This is a genomic window from Paenibacillus forsythiae T98 (assembly GCF_000520735.1).
GTDB lineage: Bacteria > Bacillota > Bacilli > Paenibacillales > Paenibacillaceae > Paenibacillus_AQ > Paenibacillus_AQ forsythiae.
Map to the genome: position 1 here is coordinate 1 of NZ_ASSC01000074.1, position 16,029 is coordinate 16,029.

Below are 16,029 nucleotides of genomic sequence, written 5' to 3' on the forward strand. Positions count from 1 at the left end.
CCTCCACGATCTCGGAGAACGGCGTCTGGTGGACGTTGCCAAGGTTAATGACGCCTTCCCCATCCAGGCAGCAGGGCACCACCGTCCCGTCGACCAGTACGGCGGCCTGGCTGCGGAGAGCATGGCAGAACCCTTTGCCGTCGTCTTCGGGCGCGCTGAGGCTGGGCCACTGGAACTCATGGTCCTGGTTCAGAAAAATCCGCTCGGCAATCTTCACGCTGCTGCCGGGCACGATCTTTTCCTCGATCCGGTAGTCCAGCCCGAATGCCGATTCCAGCACGGCCAGCGTCTCCCGGTTCCGGCTTCTTTGCAGATTCGTCAGATTGTCCGGGGTAAGATTCCACAGCCGGAAGGAGATGAAGACGCCCTGCGTCGCAGCCTCCCTGGCGAATCCAATAATCTGCGACAGATATCCTTCACGGTCCTCGGAGCCTTCATGGCCGTCGAAGCTGTGCAGCGAGAAATTCATCTGCCGCAGCGCCGGCTTCCCGAGCAGCTTGTCCCCCGCCTTGCGGATCAGCGTGCCGTTGGTCGTAATGTTGACCTTGAAGCCTTTGTCATGCGCCGCGTCCAGCAGCTCATGGATTCTCGGATGCAGCAGCGGCTCGCCTTTCACATGCAGATAAATATGCGAGGTATGCGGCCTGATCTCATCCAGAATGACGCTGAACGTTTCCGTATTCATAAACTTTGCCTGCCTTGCCGTTTGCGGGCAGAAGCTGCAGGCCAGATTGCAGACGCTTGTAATCTCGATGTATACCTTTTTAAATGTCTTCAAGCTCCGCTCTCCGTTTCTCTTACCACTGATCAGCGGGGTATTTCAGTCCGATCTGCCGCCGGGCATCCTCCATAATTTCCGCCGCCGCCAGCGAGCAGGCATGCGAATTGACCAAGCTCTCGCGTTCTCCCGCCTGCAACAGCCGGATGAATTCCTGAGTCTCGTAGTACATCGACTCATAGGTCTGAGGCACCGTCAGCTCTTCAACAATTCCGTCCCTGTAGCAAATCTTGACCCCGTATGGCTGACTGATTTTATCGATCACCATGGTGCCGTTCTCGCCCTGGATTTCCGCAGGCAGATAGGATTCGGTGATCTTGGAGTACATCACGGCGGCATCCATATCATCGTAGCCCATGACGATGCTGCCCTCGCCATCAACGCCGGAGGACAGCATAACGCCGGTCGCCTTCACCGTATCCGGCTTGCCGAACAGCACCACCATGGGATAAAGACAATAAATGCCGAGATCCATCAGAGCGCCGTTGGAGAATACCGGATTGAAGGCATTCAGCACCGTTCCCTGAAGGAAGGCGTCATAACGCGAAGAATACTGGCAGTAGCTGGCGAAATAGCGCCGGATGCGGCCGATTTTATATAAATTCTCCTTGATAATCCCGAAGTTCGGAACCAGCGTTGATTTCATCGCTTCCATGAACAGCACATTATTGCTCCGCGCGGCCTCGATTACGCGCCCCAGCTCCGCCGCATTGGAGGCGGCGGGCTTCTCGCACAGCACATGCTTACCGTGGCTTATGCAGATCATCGCATGCTCGGCATGCAGCGAATTGGGGCTTGCAATATAGACGGCGTCGATCTCGTCGCTTGCCGCCATAGCTTCCAGGTCGGTGTAGACGGAGGCTCCCGCATACTTCGCGGCGAACGCCTTGCCCTTCTCCTCGCTGCGGGAATACACGGCGGTCAGCAGAAAATCCTCATTCTCCAGTCCCGATTCCAGGAACCGGTCCGTAATCCAGTTGGTTCCGACTACGCCAAATCGAATGGTCATGCAGCTCTCTCTCCCTTAAAAAGCTTTCTCATCATCCATCTATCCGATTTCCGCGGAAAGCGTATAGAAAGTCTCAAGCTGTCTTGCGATCTCCGCCTTGTCATGCTCGGTCACGGTCATATGCTGCGGCAGCGCCGAGAGACCGGCGATTTGCGCGGGGAATTCCTGCTTGATCCCAAGCAGGGAAATCGCTTCGTCGAACTTGGCGGGATGCGCGGTTGCGAATGTAATGGCGATCTCGCCCGGCCCGTTGTGCTCCTCATAGGCGGCAATGCCGCAAGCGGTATGCGGGTCAAGCAAATAGCCGGATTCCTTCTCGTATTTGCCGATGGTGCTCAAGCATTCCTCATTCTTCACGCCAAGCGCGGCAAAATCGGATTGCACCTGCTCAAGCAGCGCCGAATCAACCGTAATGGCTCCTTCGCGCTGAAGCTTCGCCATATAATCGGATACCTTCGCGGAATCCTCGCCGGCCAGATAATACAGATAGCGCTCGAAGTTGCTGGCTACCTGGATGTCCATCGAAGGGCTATGCGTGCTTTTGAAGCCGCCGGGCTTGTACTCTCCGGTCTTGACGAAGCGCTCCAGAATGTTGTTCTCGTTCGTCGCAATGATCAGCTTGCCGATCGGCAGCCCCATCTTTTTGGCAAGATAACCGGAGAAGATATTGCCGAAGTTGCCGGACGGCACGCTGATATTGACTGTCTTGCCCTGCGCCGCCTGCGGCAGATGCAGATAAGCGTAGAAATAATAGACCGTCTGCGCCAGAATCCGCACGAAGTTGATCGAATTGATCGCGCGCAGGTGATACCGGCCCTTGAAGTCCAGATCGGCGAACAACTCCTTGATGATCTTCTGGCAATCGTCGAAGTTGCCCTTGACCGACAGATTCAGCACATTGGCGTCATCCACCGTCGTCATTTGCAGCTCCTGCACCTTGCTGACTTTGTTATGGGGATGCAGTATACAGATCTTGATGCCTTCCTTGCCGCGCACGCCCGCGATGGCCGCCGCTCCGGTATCGCCGGAGGTTGCGCCCAGGATATGAATAATTTCGCCCCGCACTCTGGAAATATAAGAGTACAGCTCGCCCATGAACTGCAGCGCGACGTCCTTGAACGCAAAGGTCGGCCCGTGGAACAGCTCCAGCACATACAGCGAATCATTGATTTCCTTAAGCGGCGTCACTTCCGGATGGCGGAAAGAAGCATAGCTCCGCTCCACCAATTCCTTGAGGTCCCCGTCCGGGATTTCACCGTTTGTATAATAGGAGAAAATCTTCAGGAACAGCTCCTGAAAGCTCAGAGACCGCCACTCCTCCAGCGTATGTGCGGATACGGAGGGAATGACGTCCGGAATCATCAATCCGCCGTCATCGGCCAGACCCATCAAGACCGTATCAATGAAACCTTTCGGTTCGACCTTGCCTCTTGTACTAATATACTTCATTTTCTACTCAGCCCCCTGAATGTCGCGCTTTCGAATTTACCCTATATATTAACACGTTTATGTGTTAAAGTCCGTTGTATTCTGCATGCTTTCGCTAGTTTCCCGTCAGTTTTCCGCCATTATTCGCAATTCCTTCGCTAGTGCGCCGGATTCTGCAATTCTTTCCAGACCGTCTTGTTGCTGTATTTCTTCTCTTCGCTGATGTCCAGACCGAACCAGTCCGGCGGCGCGAAGCTTTCGGCTTCCTCCAGGGAGTGAAATTCAACCTCGACGACCGACAGCTTCAGCTGATCGTAGATGTCTATTTCCACCGTTATGCCGTTCCATTCGCCGGTAATGCGTTCCTTGATCAGCGGCACGGCCCGGACGGCGCGAATCATTTGTTCGTACAAGCCCTGCGAGATTTCGTATTCGATCTCCTCGCGGCTGATGCCGAGGCCATTCTTGAACGTATGGGTGTAATGCAGCTCCCCGGAGCCAAGGTCTTCGAGCTTGCGCACACGCAGCTCCTGCGGACCGTCCATCGCCAAATAAGTCTGTTCAATACGCTGCCGGCTGTGAATGCTCAGCTTGCCCTCTTGAACGAGCTGCTGCGGAAACTCGGGAAGCAGGAACTTGCGCTCGATTTCCAATGCCATCTATAGTTCTCTCCTTTTTACGTAAGTCAGGTTAGTAAATTGTAAAATGGCGCTCAAAGGAAGTCAATCCGGGAACAATTTGTTAAAATAGAAGAATCGGTGCGAGAAATCGTATCAGTCTTAGCGTATACGGAGGCAACTATTGTGGATTATATCATTCTGGACATTGAATTCAACGGCCGCAAGTTTGCCAGCGAGCATCCGATGGAGGTTATCGAGATCGGCGCCGTGCGGCTGGACGCTTCGCTGCGTCCCGTCGACGAGTTTACTTCGCTGATCAGACCGGTGTATTTTGCCACACTAAATTCGTTCATTAAGAAAAAAACAGGCATCCCGCAGGAAGAAATCGACATCGCTCCCCGCTTTCCCAAAGTCATCTCCGCCTTCCGGCGCTGGCTGGACCAAAGCCCGGACGACGTGCTGCTGCTCACCTGGGGCGGGGAGGATATGAAGCGCATTATCCAGGATACCCGCATGCATAAGATGGACGACACCTACTGGATGAAGGCGCCATACTACGATCTGCTGAAAGGTCTCCTGCGCGCCCGGGGACTGAAGAATGACGTCAGCGTGGAAGGCGCTATGGAGCTTCTGGGTCTTGAATCCGCCGGCTCCGCCCACCGGGCGCTCGGCGATGCGCGCATGACGTCAGATATTTTCCGCGCGCTCTTCGGCGAGCTTGACCTGGATCAGGTGAAATATTACAAGGACACCTTCTCCAACGCCCGGGAGCGCAAGACGGTAAAGATCGCAATCAAAGCGATACTGTCGCAAAAGATCGTCCCCACCTGGGAGCTTGTGGTGGAGCATTATTTTGCCGGCAAAGTTCCGCTTGACGACCCCCGCAAGGCCGAGGAGCTTCAGCGCTATTTCGATGCGGAGCTTGAGAAGATGCCCGCCCCCGGCGCTTTCCCCTCCCGCCCCGCTCCGGCGAATCCGAAAACCGAAGGCTGAAGACGGATCGGACCTTCCCTTCCGACATAACCCTTGCTCCGGCAAGGGTTTTTCTGCATGCGTTATAAAAGGTTTGACATTGACGCAGCGTAAAGGTGTACATTGAGCTTGTGAGGAGGTGCCATCACGGAATACACAGTGCAGAAGCTCGCTTCACTTGCGGGTATCAGCGCGCGCACGCTGCGTTATTACGATGAGTTCGGGATTCTGAAACCGGCCCGGCAGAGCTCCTCCGGCTACCGCATCTATGGCCGGTCCGAGGTCGATCTGCTGCAGCAGATTTTATTTTACCGCGAGCTGGGCCTCAGTCTGGAGAACATCAAGGCAATCGTGACCTCGCCCTCGTTCGACGGAACGAAAGCGCTGAAGGAGCATCATGACAAGCTGCTGGAGAAACGAAAACAACTCGACCTGCTGATCTCGAATGTGGAGAAGACGCTGGCGGACAAGGAAGGAAGGGTTTCAATGAGCGATACCGAGAAATTTGCAGGCTTCAAGCAAAAGCTAATTGACGACAACGAGCAGACCTATGGCAAGGAAGTACGCGAGAAATATGGCGATGATGCCGTTGACCGGTCCAACAAGCAGTTCCTTAATATGACCGAGGAGCAGTACAAGGCTATTCAGAAGGTGGAGCAGGAGATGTTCGCCGCGCTTGCGGAGGGCATGAAGAACGGCGATCCCGCAGGCGAACCGGCGCAGCGCGCCGCCGGGCTACACCGGCAGTGGCTGACGTCGCACTGGGGCACCTATTCTCCGGAAGCCCATGCGGGAGTCGCGCAGATGTACGTCGACGATGAACGGTTCACCGCTTACTATGATAAGCACAGCCCGGGTCTGGCCCGTTTCCTGAGAGACGCCGTACTCATCTACACCGGCCAACGAAGCTGAACCAATTAAACCATGCATGAAAGGCGCAGGGGCGACCCTGTGCCTGTTAATTTTCAGCTCAAACATATCTAAACATATCTATTTATGCTTTAATAACGGTAATAACAAACTGCTCATCAGGCAGTCTATAACGAAAAAAGGAGCTGGGCCGTGATGGAGAACATATCGGCGGTGAAGGAGCCGTTCGGGGAATCCGCTCTCACGAACCCGGAACCGGACAGTCTGGAGCGGGGAGCGGACAAGCCTGCGGGAGCGCTCGATTTTCTCGGGAATACCACTTGTCCCATGAAGCAAATCTTCCGTGAGGGACTTCAGGAGCATCTGAGGGCTTGCAGAGAACAATCGGGCAGCGTGCTGGAATGTTACGTGCCTTCCGGCTGTGGCGGGGTAGATCATTTCAAGGAAATCCGGGAATCCTCGCAGATTCACGAGCTGCCGGGGGCCATTATGACTACCGGGTTTGGAAGCTTTTTCAGCGACCGGTTCGTCGAAGCGTATGTGGATAAGGGGTATTTTCGGTCGGATGAGAAGCAGAGGGTGAACAAGGATTTTGCAGGAAAGGGCTTTGTGGACCCTGAGGGCAGCTACAGGCTCTATTCGGTGTTTCCCTATGTATTTCTGGTTGACAAGACAAGGTGCGGCTCACAGCCGTTGCCAAGGCGCTGGAGCGACCTTATGCATCCGGCCTTTGCCAATAATGTCATCATTGGAGGCTCGCGGCAGAATGTGGCGAAGGTTCCCCTCATCTATATCCGGAAGGAATTCGGGGCGGAGGGGCTGAAGCTCTTCGCTCATCAGGTGAAGGACGCGTGGCACAATACGACCATCGCCCGAACTGCGGGATCGGTATCTCAGGAAGGCTCAGCCGTCTATGTGGTCCCCTGGTTCTTCGCCAGATCCTGCACACGCACCAAGGCGACGGAGATCATCTGGCCGGAGGACGGCGCTTATACAGGCCCTATGTTCATGCTGGTCAAAAGCTCGGAGGCGGCCCGGGTATCGGCCGTCACCCGCTATATCGCCGGGGCTGATTACGGGAAGAAATCGGCCCGCAATTATTACCCGGCTCTGCACCCGGAGGTGGATAACGGACTGCCGTCCGGCGCCTCCCTGAAATGGCTGGGATGGGATTACATCAGGTCCCATTCCCTGGAGCGGCTCAGTCAAGACATTGATGACGTCTTTCAGGCCCGGTGGTCCTGATCAGGCATACGGGCTCCGTGTCCCGCTCCGCCTCTACTGCCGGCTATTGCTGTAATTTTCTGCGGACCTTATAATGAATCTGTTCATTTAGAGCGGCAGCATATGCACAAACGATCAGCTTCCATGCAACAAGGAGTGGAGCAGGCTTGCAAATCAACAATGACATCCCTTTACGCGAAAAGAATATTGTCCTGACCGGCTTTATGGGCGTCGGCAAGACGACCATCGGACGGCGGCTCCTTTCTTCAAGAGGAAGTCAAGCAGGCCTGCCTGGCCAACTCCATCGTCTTCTATCTCGACTTGAGCTGGGATTCCTGGAAGGACCGCCTTGCGCTCATCATGGACAGCCGTCCGGTGTTGCAGAACAAGACGCTGGAGGAGATCGAGCAGCTGTTCTACAGCCGGCAGTCCATTTACGAGGCCAATCATTCCAGAGTCTCTACCGACTCGCTCGACCCGGAAGAAATAGCGGACTACATTTTCGAGACGCTCAAGCTCGGCTGGGAGCTGTATGACCCGGCCAGTGACGCTTTCTAACCAAGAATGCGGAAGGGGGTGTCCCAGGCAGCCATTACATGGCTCTTGGGACACCCCCTTCTGGCTTGTACCCGTTTCCGTCCGGCCCGCGTCTTACAGGCTGCGATGCACCAGTTCCAGCATGCTGCGCAGCTCGGAGACCGGAACCTGCCCCGGCGCCGACGCCTTCTTCGCGGACCCGAAGGTCAGGGCGGAGCCGAATACCTCTCCGGCAATCCGGCTTATCATGCCTGTTCCCGCCATCGACATGGTAATAACCGGGCTGCCGGGGTATTTCTCCTTCATGGCATAAGTCGCTTCAAGCAGAGTCAGCACATCCCTGGCGTCTGCCGGCATCAGAGCGATCTTCGGCAAATCTCCGCCAAGCTCCCGGGCCTGTTCAAGACGCGAAATGATCTCCTCTTTGGGCGGCGTCTTCTGAAAATCATGATTGGAAATAATGACATAGACGCCATGCTGATGCGCATAGTCAACCAGCGATTTTACGGTATCGTCCCCGGTAAACAGCTCGACGTCGATCAGATCGGCCAGTCCCGTCCCGGCCGCCATCCGGTTCAGCTCCGCGTAATATTCCGCCGGAATCTCTTTTTCCCCGCCTTCCCTGGCGCTTCGGAATGTAAAGACAAGCGGGAGGCCCGGGATGATGTGACGGATATCGGCAAGCGCCGCCTGGACCGCTTCTATATTCTCGACCTGATCGAAGAAATCCACCCGCCATTCCACCACATCGGCATCCAGCAATTTCAGCGCTTCGGCTTCTTCCTTCAATTCCGCTGCCGTTGTTCCGACTATGGGAACGCAAATCTTGGGCATACCCTCGCCTATGGTAACTTGCTTGACTTGTATCGTGCCGGTCATTGATTTCACTCCTATTCGCATCACACTCAACCTTTAACTCCAGTAGAAACCGGGTTAATAACTTTACGGTAACGCATATTCACGATAATAGCCAGCAGAACACCGACAAAGGTAATGATTGCGCCGAACAAAATGATATATGATCCTCGAACAGGTGAAAATCTTCACATGCTTATTATAGAGGACATGCTATTATAAATCTAATTCATATTTCGAGCTTTTTTAATAGAATGTATCTATATATAAAGGAGCGAAGCCCCCATGAACTTACGTCATTTACAATATTTTCGGGTCATTGCCGAAACGGAACATATTACACAGGCGGCGATCAAATTATCCATTACCCAGCCAAGCCTCAGCCACGCCATATCGGAGCTTGAGAAGGAGCTGGGAACTTATCTGTTTGAGAAGCAGGGGCGGAATATCCGGCTCACCAAGTACGGCAAGCTCTTCCTTAGCTATGTTAACCGCGCTCTGGACGAGCTGGAAAAAGGCGAGAAGAAGGTTCGCGAGCTGACCAGCCCTTCCAGCGGGGTGATCGACCTCGCCTTCATCTACACGCTGGGCGCCCATTTCGTACCCGCGCTGGTACAGTCTTTTTCCATGCCGGATGAACATAAGAAAATGTCCTTCACTTTTCATCAGGGAAATACGAAAAATATAATTCAAGGCTTAAAGGACGACCAATACGATATCGCCTTCTGCTCTTATATCGACCACGAACCCGAAATCGAGTTTATTCCCATGGCCGAGCAGGAACTGGTCGTTATCACGCCAAGGAATCATCCGCTGTCTGGTGCCGGCGGGATTGATCTGAAGGATATCACCGGCTATCCCATGGTTTATTTCAATACCAAGAGCGGTCTGCGGCCGATTATCGACAGCCTGTTCGCCAAAGTCGGCGCAAGGCCCAAAATCGCATGCGAAATTGAAGAGGACACCGCCATGGCGGGTCTGGTATCGGTGGGATACGGCATTGCGGTCATGCCCCGCATTTCCGCCCTTTCCCATTTTGATGTGGAAATTCACAATATTCTCAATCCGGCCTATGAGCGTTTTATCTACATCGCGAGCGTCCGCAACCGCTACTTATCCCCCGCCGCCACGGAGTTCCGGAATTTTGCCATAAATTACGGGAAGAAATTTTATCTAAAGACGCATAAACATGCTTAGAGATGCACAGAACAGTCATGAATCCTTTAAACCGCCGGCTCCCCTCGGACATCCCCGCAAAAACGGGTTACACTTGCCGTTTATTTATGCTAAAATATACCTGAAATCGTTTTCAATTAGCAATTCGCGTTTTAATGGGTCAAACGTTTGCATCTACGATACAGCCGCAAGAATTCGCTGCAATTCAATCTAATCCGAAGATTAGGGAGGCTTATCCGCTTGAATGAGAAGAACTTGCCATCCGTCGCTTATTTCAGCATGGAGTACGGGCTGCATTCCGATTTTAAAATGTACGCCGGAGGACTCGGCATTCTGGCCGGCGATTACATCAAGGGCGCCAGAGACATCAACGCTCCAATCATCCCGATCGGACTGAAATGGAAGCAGGGCTATACCGACCAGAGAATTGACGCAAACGGCAATCCGTATGACTCCTACCACAACTATGTATACGACTTTCTCGAAGATACCGGCGTACAAGTCACCGTCAAAATCCGCGGCCTGGATGTCATCTGCAAGGTGTGGAAGACGGAGCATTTCGGCAATAACCCGCTCTACCTGCTGGATACGGACATACCGGAGAATGCCGACGCCTGGATCACAGGCCAGCTGTACGGCTGGTTCGGGGAAGAACGGATCGCCCAGGAAATTGTCCTTGGAATCGGCGGAGTGAAAGCCCTGCGGGCGCTGGAAATCCCGGTGGATGTGTATCACTTTAACGAAGGGCATGCCGCGCTCGCCGCGATTGAACTGATCCGTGAAAAAATGGCCGGCGGCTCCACCTTTGAAGAAGCCTGGAAAGCGACCCGGCAGGAAATCGTGTTCACGACCCATACCCCCATCAAGGAGGGCAATGAGTCGCATCCTCTGAGCCGTCTGGAGTATATGGGCGCCTTCAACGGGCTGACCCGCAGCCAGATGGAACGCATCGGCGGAGAGCCGTTCAACATGACCGTTGCCGGTCTGAGGCTCTCCCGCATTTCCAACGGGGTAGCGAAGCTCCATGCCGTGACCGCAAATAAAATGTGGAAGGAAGTCCCCGGTCGCTCGCCCATCATCGCCATCACCAACGCGATCCATACGCCGACCTGGGTGGATGAACGCATTACCCGCGCCTATGAAGAGAACGGCGACCTGTGGGCCGCCCATGCGGAAATCAAGAGCGAGCTGATCGGGTTCATTCAGGAGCGCTCCGGCATCCGGCTGAATGAGGACAATTTACTAATCGGCTTCTCGCGCCGGGCCGCTCCCTACAAACGAAGCGATCTCATCTTCTCGCGGCCCGACATTATCGAGCCCTACCTCGAATCGGGCAAGGTCCAGATCGTCTTCTCCGGCAAGGCGCACCCGCTGGACGACAACGGCAAACGAATCGTCAGCAATCTCGTCTCCATGATGAACAAGTATCCGAAGAGCGTCGTGTTCCTGGAGAACTACGACATGACCATTGGAGCGATGCTGACCCGCGGCTCCGATGTGTGGCTGAACAACCCGCGCAGACCGCTCGAAGCGAGCGGAACCTCCGGCATGAAGGCCGCGATGAACGGTGTGCTCAATTGCTCCATTCTGGACGGCTGGTGGCCGGAGGCCTGCATCGACGGCGAGAACGGCTGGCAGATCGGAGGTGGCTTCGAGACGGCCGATTTCGAGCTGTTAGACCGGCATGACAGTCAGGCGCTGTACGATACGCTGCTCGGCCGCGTCCTGCCGACCTATTACGACGACCGCGAGAAATGGACGCACATGATGCGCCGAAGCATCGAGACGACCCGCACGGAGTTCGCGACCAGGCGCATGCTGGAGGAATACTACAGCAAAATGTACATCCCCTCCTGATCTTTTTGCCCAAGGTATTCTCTCAAACAGCTTCATCCAACCCGTCCGAGATCCGGACGGGTTGTTGCTTAGCTGCCGGGGCCCTCCTCCTTATTTCCCCCTTCCCTTTCTCTATTTCACCCAACACTTTGAAATCTCTCAATTAAAATATTATTTAAAAATATTGCTTTTTCTAAACGTGATGTTTATCATAATATTTATACTAAATCTAAATTTAATTCTATGAGGTGATTTTTTGATGAGTTCAAACCCGAATCACTTAACGACCAGTTGGGGCGCTCCGGTAGGGGACAACCAAAATTCGCTGACTGCCGGGTCGCGGGGTCCAACCTTGATCCAAGATGTCCATCTGCTGGAAAAGCTGGCCCATTTCAACCGGGAGCGTATCCCGGAACGCGTCGTTCATGCCAAAGGTGCCGGAGCTCACGGATATTTTGAAGTCACCGGGGACGTTTCCCAATATACCAAAGCAGCGTTCCTGTCTCAAATCGGCAAACGCACGCCTATGTTCATCCGTTTCTCCACGGTAGCCGGTGAACTGGGTTCAGCCGATACGGTCCGCGATCCGCGCGGGTTTGCCGTCAAATTCTACACGGAGGAAGGAAACTACGATCTTGTCGGCAATAACACGCCGGTCTTCTTCATCCGCGATGCGATCAAATTCCCTGACTTTATCCATACGCAGAAGCGCCATCCTCAGACCCATCTGAAAAATCCGACCGCCGTCTGGGATTTCTGGTCCCTTTCGCCCGAGTCGCTGCATCAGGTGACCATTCTGATGTCCGACCGCGGCATTCCGGCAACGCTGCGTCATATGCACGGCTTTGGCAGCCATACGTTCAAATGGGTGAACGCCGAGGGACAGGCCGTTTGGGTGAAATACCATTTTAAGACCGAGCAGGGCATCAAAAACATGGATGTGGATGTCGCAGCCCGAATCGCCGGCGAGCATCCGGACTATCATACGGAGGACCTGTTCAACGCAATCGCAAGCGGCGATTTCCCGGCATGGAAGCTGTACGTGCAGATTATGCCGATCGAAGACGCGGATACGTACCGGTTCGATCCGTTTGATGTCACCAAAGTATGGTCGCAAAAAGATTATCCGCTGATTGAAGTCGGCCGCATGGTGCTGGATCGTAATCCGGAGAATTATTTTGCCGAAGTGGAGCAGGCTACCTTCTCCCCGGGTTCCTTTGTTCCGGGCGTTGAGGCTTCTCCCGACAAAATGCTGCAAGGCCGCTTATTCGCCTATGCCGACGCCCACCGCTATCGCGTAGGCCCGAACCATAACCAGCTCCCGATCAACCGTCCACAGTGCCCGGTGCACAACCACCAGCGCGACGGCGCGATGGCCTACGGCGACAACAGCGGCGCCTCCGTATACTACGAGCCGAACAGCTTCGGCGGGCCGAAGGAGTCTCCCGAGCACAAAATTTCTCCGTATGAAGTCTCCGGGCAGGCCGACAGCGTGGGCTACGACCATCACGATCACCACACCCAGCCGGGCGACCTCTACCGTTTGCTGAGCGAGGACGAACGCGCCAGACTGGTGCGCAACATCGTTGAGGCGATGAAGCCGGTGGAGCGGGACGATATCAAACTCCGCCAAATCGGCCATTTCTACAAAGCCGACCCCGAATTCGGCAACCGTATTGCCGAAGGACTCGGGCTGTCTGTGGCGGCCGAGGACTAATCTCCCAATTTTATAACAAGGGCTGTCTCAAAGCGCGGACCCTTACGCGGAGAAGCAGCATTGCCTTTGGGCGATGCTGCTTCTCGTTTGGGCTAGAGCCGGGGCAATCCCGCCTGATAATGGGCACAATTCGTCCATTGGCGATATACGCCTTCAAGACGCACAAACCGCCGCAATTGTGTGAAGCTGCCGTCCTTACTACCTGTTCTTCCGCATGCGGCTGCCGTGAACCGGATAAAGGAAGCGATTCTTCTCCCCTCATATTCGTCTCCCCCAGTTGTTATTCCGTCCGGAGAAGCTTGGCGTAGTACGAAGCTGTCGTATACAGCGCGGCAACCGGATTATGACCGAGAACGCGATCCTTCGTCACCAGCGTTGTTACAGGTGCGTCCGAATATTTCATAAACAACGAATCATGACCCACGCATAGTCCGACCACCACATTCAAATCGGTTTGTTCCGCGTTCAGAATCTTCGCTTGCAGAAGCGGATTGCACAGCGACTCATGGCTTCCCTTTCTTATTTTATCTTCTTCAGCGATACCGATTTCCGTCTTGTCCACGCCTCCGACTTTACATATAACGCTATAGAATTCCAGGCCGCGGGCCTTTAAAATTTTCGCAAAAACCTTACTTTCCTGAATCAATCCGGCGCAGGTGGCAATACCGATTTTCTTTGCGCCTAATTTTTTGGCAAACTCAATAATTTCCTCAACCCGGGTCAGCTTGCCATAGAACTGTCCTTCGACCTCCGCCGACGCCCGCGCAATTTTCGATACCAGCTCATCATTTGTATAGGCATCAAGAGCTTGCTCCAGAAGTTCCTCATCAGAATTTGTCGTGGGACATGCCTTCGGAAATTCCGATTCCCTGGTTTTGCAGTTGTAGACGCCGCAGCTTGTGCATGAAAAACTATAGTCCCCCATAATGTCCTCCTCTAATTTGAACCATTTTGTACAGCGCTCCCTATCAAGCGACCGGATTATGGTTTACGCCGCCTTTGGATCGAGTGTGCCTCAAGCTTATATGTACAAATGGCCGGCCTGACTGGCTGAATATAAAAAGGTCAAGATACAAGCGCAGCCGCAACATGCCCTGTATCTTAACCTCTTTTGGTAAAGTCGGTGTTTATTTCAGCACTCCTCCCGCCAGCAAGCCAGCGCTCAGTGATCTCCGGTTATTAGTATGACTTTAATGCCTGGCCTCATGATCGTCAATACAAGAAACGCAGCTCATAAAAAAATCGCTCCAAAATGTTACAAAAAAACAGCAGAACAGGCCTCTGCACCTTAATGTCCCTCCTCAGAAATCCCATAGAGCGAAGCAGGGGCCGCCTCGTTCACTATGACTAATTTATACTTCAAAATTGTACCCAAAAAGGACCCTGTCCTCCACTTACTGCGGATTTCGAGGTCCTTTTTGAATTCTCTCCCTACGATCAACAGGATTCCGAAGCCTGGGTTCCGCACGGCAATGCTTCCGGCAGATGCTCCCTTAGCTCCTCGATAAATTTATGAAAGGCGCTCGTCATGTACAAATCGCGCCGCCTTATAAAAACCGTCGGAACCTCCCGGTACCTCTCCGGAAAGGGATAGCACCTGATGCCGTCCTTGACATTCAGCTTATTGTAATAAGATACAGGCAGCACGGCAAAGCCGATCCCCGCTTTTACACAGCCCAGCAGCCCTTCCATTGTGCCGAACTGCATGACTTTGGCCAGACGGAAGCCTTCGTCCCGGAGCCATTCCTCAAGCTGCAGCCGATACAGGCAGTCCGGGTTCAAGATCAGCAGTGTCTTGTCCTGAATCGCCCGGAGCCCGCGAAAATCCATCGTTTCCGGCAGAATCAGTCCCAAACGCTCGTTAATGATAAGCTCCTGAACAATGTCCGGATGCTCGACAGGCCCATCCACAAAGGCTCCGTTAACGGAATACTGCAGGACGGCATTGATGAGCTGATCGGTTGATCCGATCTCCAGATGGACCTCGACCTCAGGAAATTTTCCGCGATAGGCGGATAATATAGAGGGCAAGCGTATGGCCGCCGTCGTATCGGAGCCAACCGTAATGGAGCCCTTGGGAATGGGCGAATCCAGAACCGCTTTTTCTGCCTCCTCCAGCAGGTTTAGAATCTTCTCCGTATACGTCAAAAGGGTCTGACCCGCCGAAGTCAGCGTGATCCCTCGGCTGTGCCGGTAAAAGAGCGGAGTCTTCAGTTCCTGCTCCAGCTGTTGAATCCTTGCCGTTACATTCGATTGTACATAGTTAAGACTCTGGGCCGCTTTTGAAATACTTCCTTCCTCGGCGACCGCCCTGAACACCTTCAGAAGACCAACATCCATCCCCGCACACTCCCCTCTTCTTAGCTATCAGCCATGGTGATGTCCTCCATCATTTCCCTTCATTATACATGATTGATCTCTCCTATTATGATGGAATTACAAAAGAAATCCATTGCAGAGGAGCAAAAAACGATGGAAAATAAACGTTGGCGTTTTAAAGTGCCCGGGGCAACGGACAGCAAAGAGTTCATCATGGATACCAGAGAAATCAAGAGTGCGTATGACATTCTGAAAAAGTGGAGAAGCGCGGAGGAAGCACCTCCCCTTGAAGAAGCAACGGCTTCCCGACGGGAATCGAGCGCAGACTCTCCCGGCAAACCTGAAGCCGTATAAGAACAACTGGGGATACGGATGTGCACAAAAAAAGACCCCTGCAGCGCAGAAGTCTGTGTGACGCAGTAAGCGGGTGATGGGAATCGAACCCACGCTATCAGCTTGGAAGGCTGAAGTTCTACCATTGAACTACACCCGCAGGTGAAGAATCGGGATGACACGATTCGAACATGCGACCCCCTGGTCCCAAACCAGGTGCTCTACCAAGCTGAGCTACATCCCGTTAATATAAATGGCGCGCCCTGAGAGATTCGAACTCCCGACCTTTTGATTCGTAGTCAAACGCTCTATCCAGCTGAGCTAAGGGCGCATTCTTATGGAGCGGACGACGGGA

14 protein-coding genes, 3 tRNA genes and 1 pseudogene are annotated in these 16,029 nt (G+C 53.8%); 8 read left to right on the plus strand and 10 right to left on the minus strand.

Features of this window, described 5'->3' with window-relative positions; translation table 11 throughout:
* From L692_RS0102550 to L692_RS0102565, 4 genes are all read right to left on the minus strand, one after another.
* The coding region (locus tag L692_RS0102550) for a radical SAM/SPASM domain-containing protein (protein WP_025696924.1) at positions 1 to 778 on the minus strand (778 nt) is incomplete at its 3' end.
* Positions 779 to 797: 19 nt separating this feature from the next.
* On the minus strand, positions 798 to 1,787 hold the full coding sequence (locus L692_RS0102555; protein ID WP_036721592.1) for a Gfo/Idh/MocA family protein: 990 nt from the start codon (positions 1,785 to 1,787) through the stop codon (positions 798 to 800).
* 39 nt (positions 1,788 to 1,826) lie between these two features.
* Positions 1,827 to 3,236 (minus strand): threonine synthase, encoded by a 1,410-nt coding sequence (gene thrC / locus L692_RS0102560; RefSeq protein ID WP_025696926.1) that lies wholly within the window; start codon positions 3,234 to 3,236, stop codon positions 1,827 to 1,829.
* 137 nt (positions 3,237 to 3,373) lie between these two features.
* Entirely contained in the window at positions 3,374 to 3,874 is a 501-nt protein-coding gene (locus L692_RS0102565; RefSeq protein WP_025696928.1) for a CYTH domain-containing protein, read from the minus strand.
* A 144-nt stretch (positions 3,875 to 4,018) separates the two neighbouring features.
* Between L692_RS0102565 and L692_RS0102570 the strand changes: the two genes are divergently transcribed.
* The 4 genes and pseudogenes from L692_RS0102570 (at position 4,019) to L692_RS27620 (ending at position 7,459) form a co-directional block, all read left to right on the plus strand.
* A complete protein-coding gene (locus tag L692_RS0102570) occupies positions 4,019 to 4,828 on the plus strand; it encodes a 3'-5' exonuclease (RefSeq protein WP_025696929.1) in 810 nt (269 codons plus the stop codon).
* 138 nt (positions 4,829 to 4,966) lie between these two features.
* Complete coding sequence (locus L692_RS0102575) at positions 4,967 to 5,719, plus strand: MerR family transcriptional regulator (RefSeq protein WP_025696930.1); 753 nt, start codon at positions 4,967 to 4,969, stop codon at positions 5,717 to 5,719.
* A 153-nt stretch (positions 5,720 to 5,872) separates the two neighbouring features.
* Positions 5,873 to 6,922 (plus strand): ABC transporter substrate-binding protein, encoded by a 1,050-nt coding sequence (locus tag L692_RS0102580; RefSeq protein ID WP_025696932.1) that lies wholly within the window; start codon positions 5,873 to 5,875, stop codon positions 6,920 to 6,922.
* A 146-nt stretch (positions 6,923 to 7,068) separates the two neighbouring features.
* Positions 7,069 to 7,459, plus strand: a pseudogene (locus L692_RS27620) (shikimate kinase).
* Between the two features lie 93 nt (positions 7,460 to 7,552).
* On the opposite strand, the gene aroD reads toward L692_RS27620, so the two are convergent.
* A complete protein-coding gene (aroD, locus tag L692_RS0102595; protein WP_025696937.1) occupies positions 7,553 to 8,317 on the minus strand; it encodes a type I 3-dehydroquinate dehydratase in 765 nt (254 codons plus the stop codon).
* Positions 8,318 to 8,578: 261 nt separating this feature from the next.
* Here aroD and L692_RS0102600 point away from each other — a divergent pair, with 261 nt between their 5' ends.
* From L692_RS0102600 to katA, 3 genes are all read left to right on the plus strand, one after another.
* Positions 8,579 to 9,490, plus strand: a complete 912-nt coding sequence (locus L692_RS0102600) for a LysR family transcriptional regulator (protein WP_025696939.1) — start codon at positions 8,579 to 8,581, stop codon at positions 9,488 to 9,490.
* A gap of 219 nt (positions 9,491 to 9,709) precedes the next feature.
* The gene (glgP, locus tag L692_RS0102605; RefSeq protein WP_025696941.1) at positions 9,710 to 11,326 is read left to right on the plus strand and encodes an alpha-glucan family phosphorylase; all 1,617 of its coding nucleotides are present in this window, start codon (positions 9,710 to 9,712) and stop codon (positions 11,324 to 11,326) included.
* Positions 11,327 to 11,564: 238 nt separating this feature from the next.
* A complete protein-coding gene (gene katA / locus L692_RS0102610) occupies positions 11,565 to 13,022 on the plus strand; it encodes a catalase KatA (RefSeq protein WP_025696944.1) in 1,458 nt (485 codons plus the stop codon).
* 280 nt (positions 13,023 to 13,302) lie between these two features.
* Here katA and L692_RS0102615 read toward each other — a convergent pair whose 3' ends face one another.
* Complete coding sequence (locus L692_RS0102615) at positions 13,303 to 13,947, minus strand: DUF1847 domain-containing protein (protein WP_025696945.1); 645 nt, start codon at positions 13,945 to 13,947, stop codon at positions 13,303 to 13,305.
* Positions 13,948 to 14,459: 512 nt separating this feature from the next.
* Positions 14,460 to 15,362 (minus strand): LysR family transcriptional regulator, encoded by a 903-nt coding sequence (locus L692_RS0102620; protein WP_025696946.1) that lies wholly within the window; start codon positions 15,360 to 15,362, stop codon positions 14,460 to 14,462.
* Positions 15,363 to 15,494: 132 nt separating this feature from the next.
* Here L692_RS0102620 and L692_RS0102625 point away from each other — a divergent pair, with 132 nt between their 5' ends.
* On the plus strand, positions 15,495 to 15,695 hold the full coding sequence (locus L692_RS0102625; RefSeq protein WP_025696948.1) for a hypothetical protein: 201 nt from the start codon (positions 15,495 to 15,497) through the stop codon (positions 15,693 to 15,695).
* Positions 15,696 to 15,763: 68 nt separating this feature from the next.
* Here the strand turns inward: L692_RS0102625 and L692_RS0102630 are convergent.
* The 3 genes from L692_RS0102630 to L692_RS0102640 all read right to left on the minus strand — a co-directional run bounded on the left by L692_RS0102630 (position 15,764) and on the right by L692_RS0102640 (position 16,005).
* Positions 15,764 to 15,834, minus strand: a tRNA-Gly gene (locus tag L692_RS0102630).
* A 10-nt stretch (positions 15,835 to 15,844) separates the two neighbouring features.
* Positions 15,845 to 15,918, minus strand: a tRNA-Pro gene (locus tag L692_RS0102635).
* A 10-nt stretch (positions 15,919 to 15,928) separates the two neighbouring features.
* Positions 15,929 to 16,005, minus strand: a tRNA-Arg gene (locus L692_RS0102640).
* Between the last annotated feature and the right edge of the window lie 24 nt (positions 16,006 to 16,029).

Coding starts and splice junctions, on each gene's coding strand:
- L692_RS0102620 (WP_025696946.1), bottom strand. CDS start 15,362: ATGGATGTTGGTCTTCTGAAGGTGTTCAGGGCGGTCGCCGAGGAAGGA.
- L692_RS0102565 (WP_025696928.1), bottom strand. CDS start 3,874: ATGGCATTGGAAATCGAGCGCAAGTTCCTGCTTCCCGAGTTTCCGCAG.
- L692_RS0102625 (WP_025696948.1), top strand. CDS start 15,495: ATGGAAAATAAACGTTGGCGTTTTAAAGTGCCCGGGGCAACGGACAGC.
- L692_RS0102555 (WP_036721592.1), bottom strand. CDS start 1,787: ATGACCATTCGATTTGGCGTAGTCGGAACCAACTGGATTACGGACCGG.
- L692_RS0102580 (WP_025696932.1), top strand. CDS start 5,873: ATGGAGAACATATCGGCGGTGAAGGAGCCGTTCGGGGAATCCGCTCTC.
- L692_RS0102600 (WP_025696939.1), top strand. CDS start 8,579: ATGAACTTACGTCATTTACAATATTTTCGGGTCATTGCCGAAACGGAA.
- L692_RS0102615 (WP_025696945.1), bottom strand. CDS start 13,947: ATGGGGGACTATAGTTTTTCATGCACAAGCTGCGGCGTCTACAACTGC.
- aroD (WP_025696937.1), bottom strand. CDS start 8,317: ATGACCGGCACGATACAAGTCAAGCAAGTTACCATAGGCGAGGGTATG.
- thrC (WP_025696926.1), bottom strand. CDS start 3,236: ATGAAGTATATTAGTACAAGAGGCAAGGTCGAACCGAAAGGTTTCATT.
- katA (WP_025696944.1), top strand. CDS start 11,565: ATGAGTTCAAACCCGAATCACTTAACGACCAGTTGGGGCGCTCCGGTA.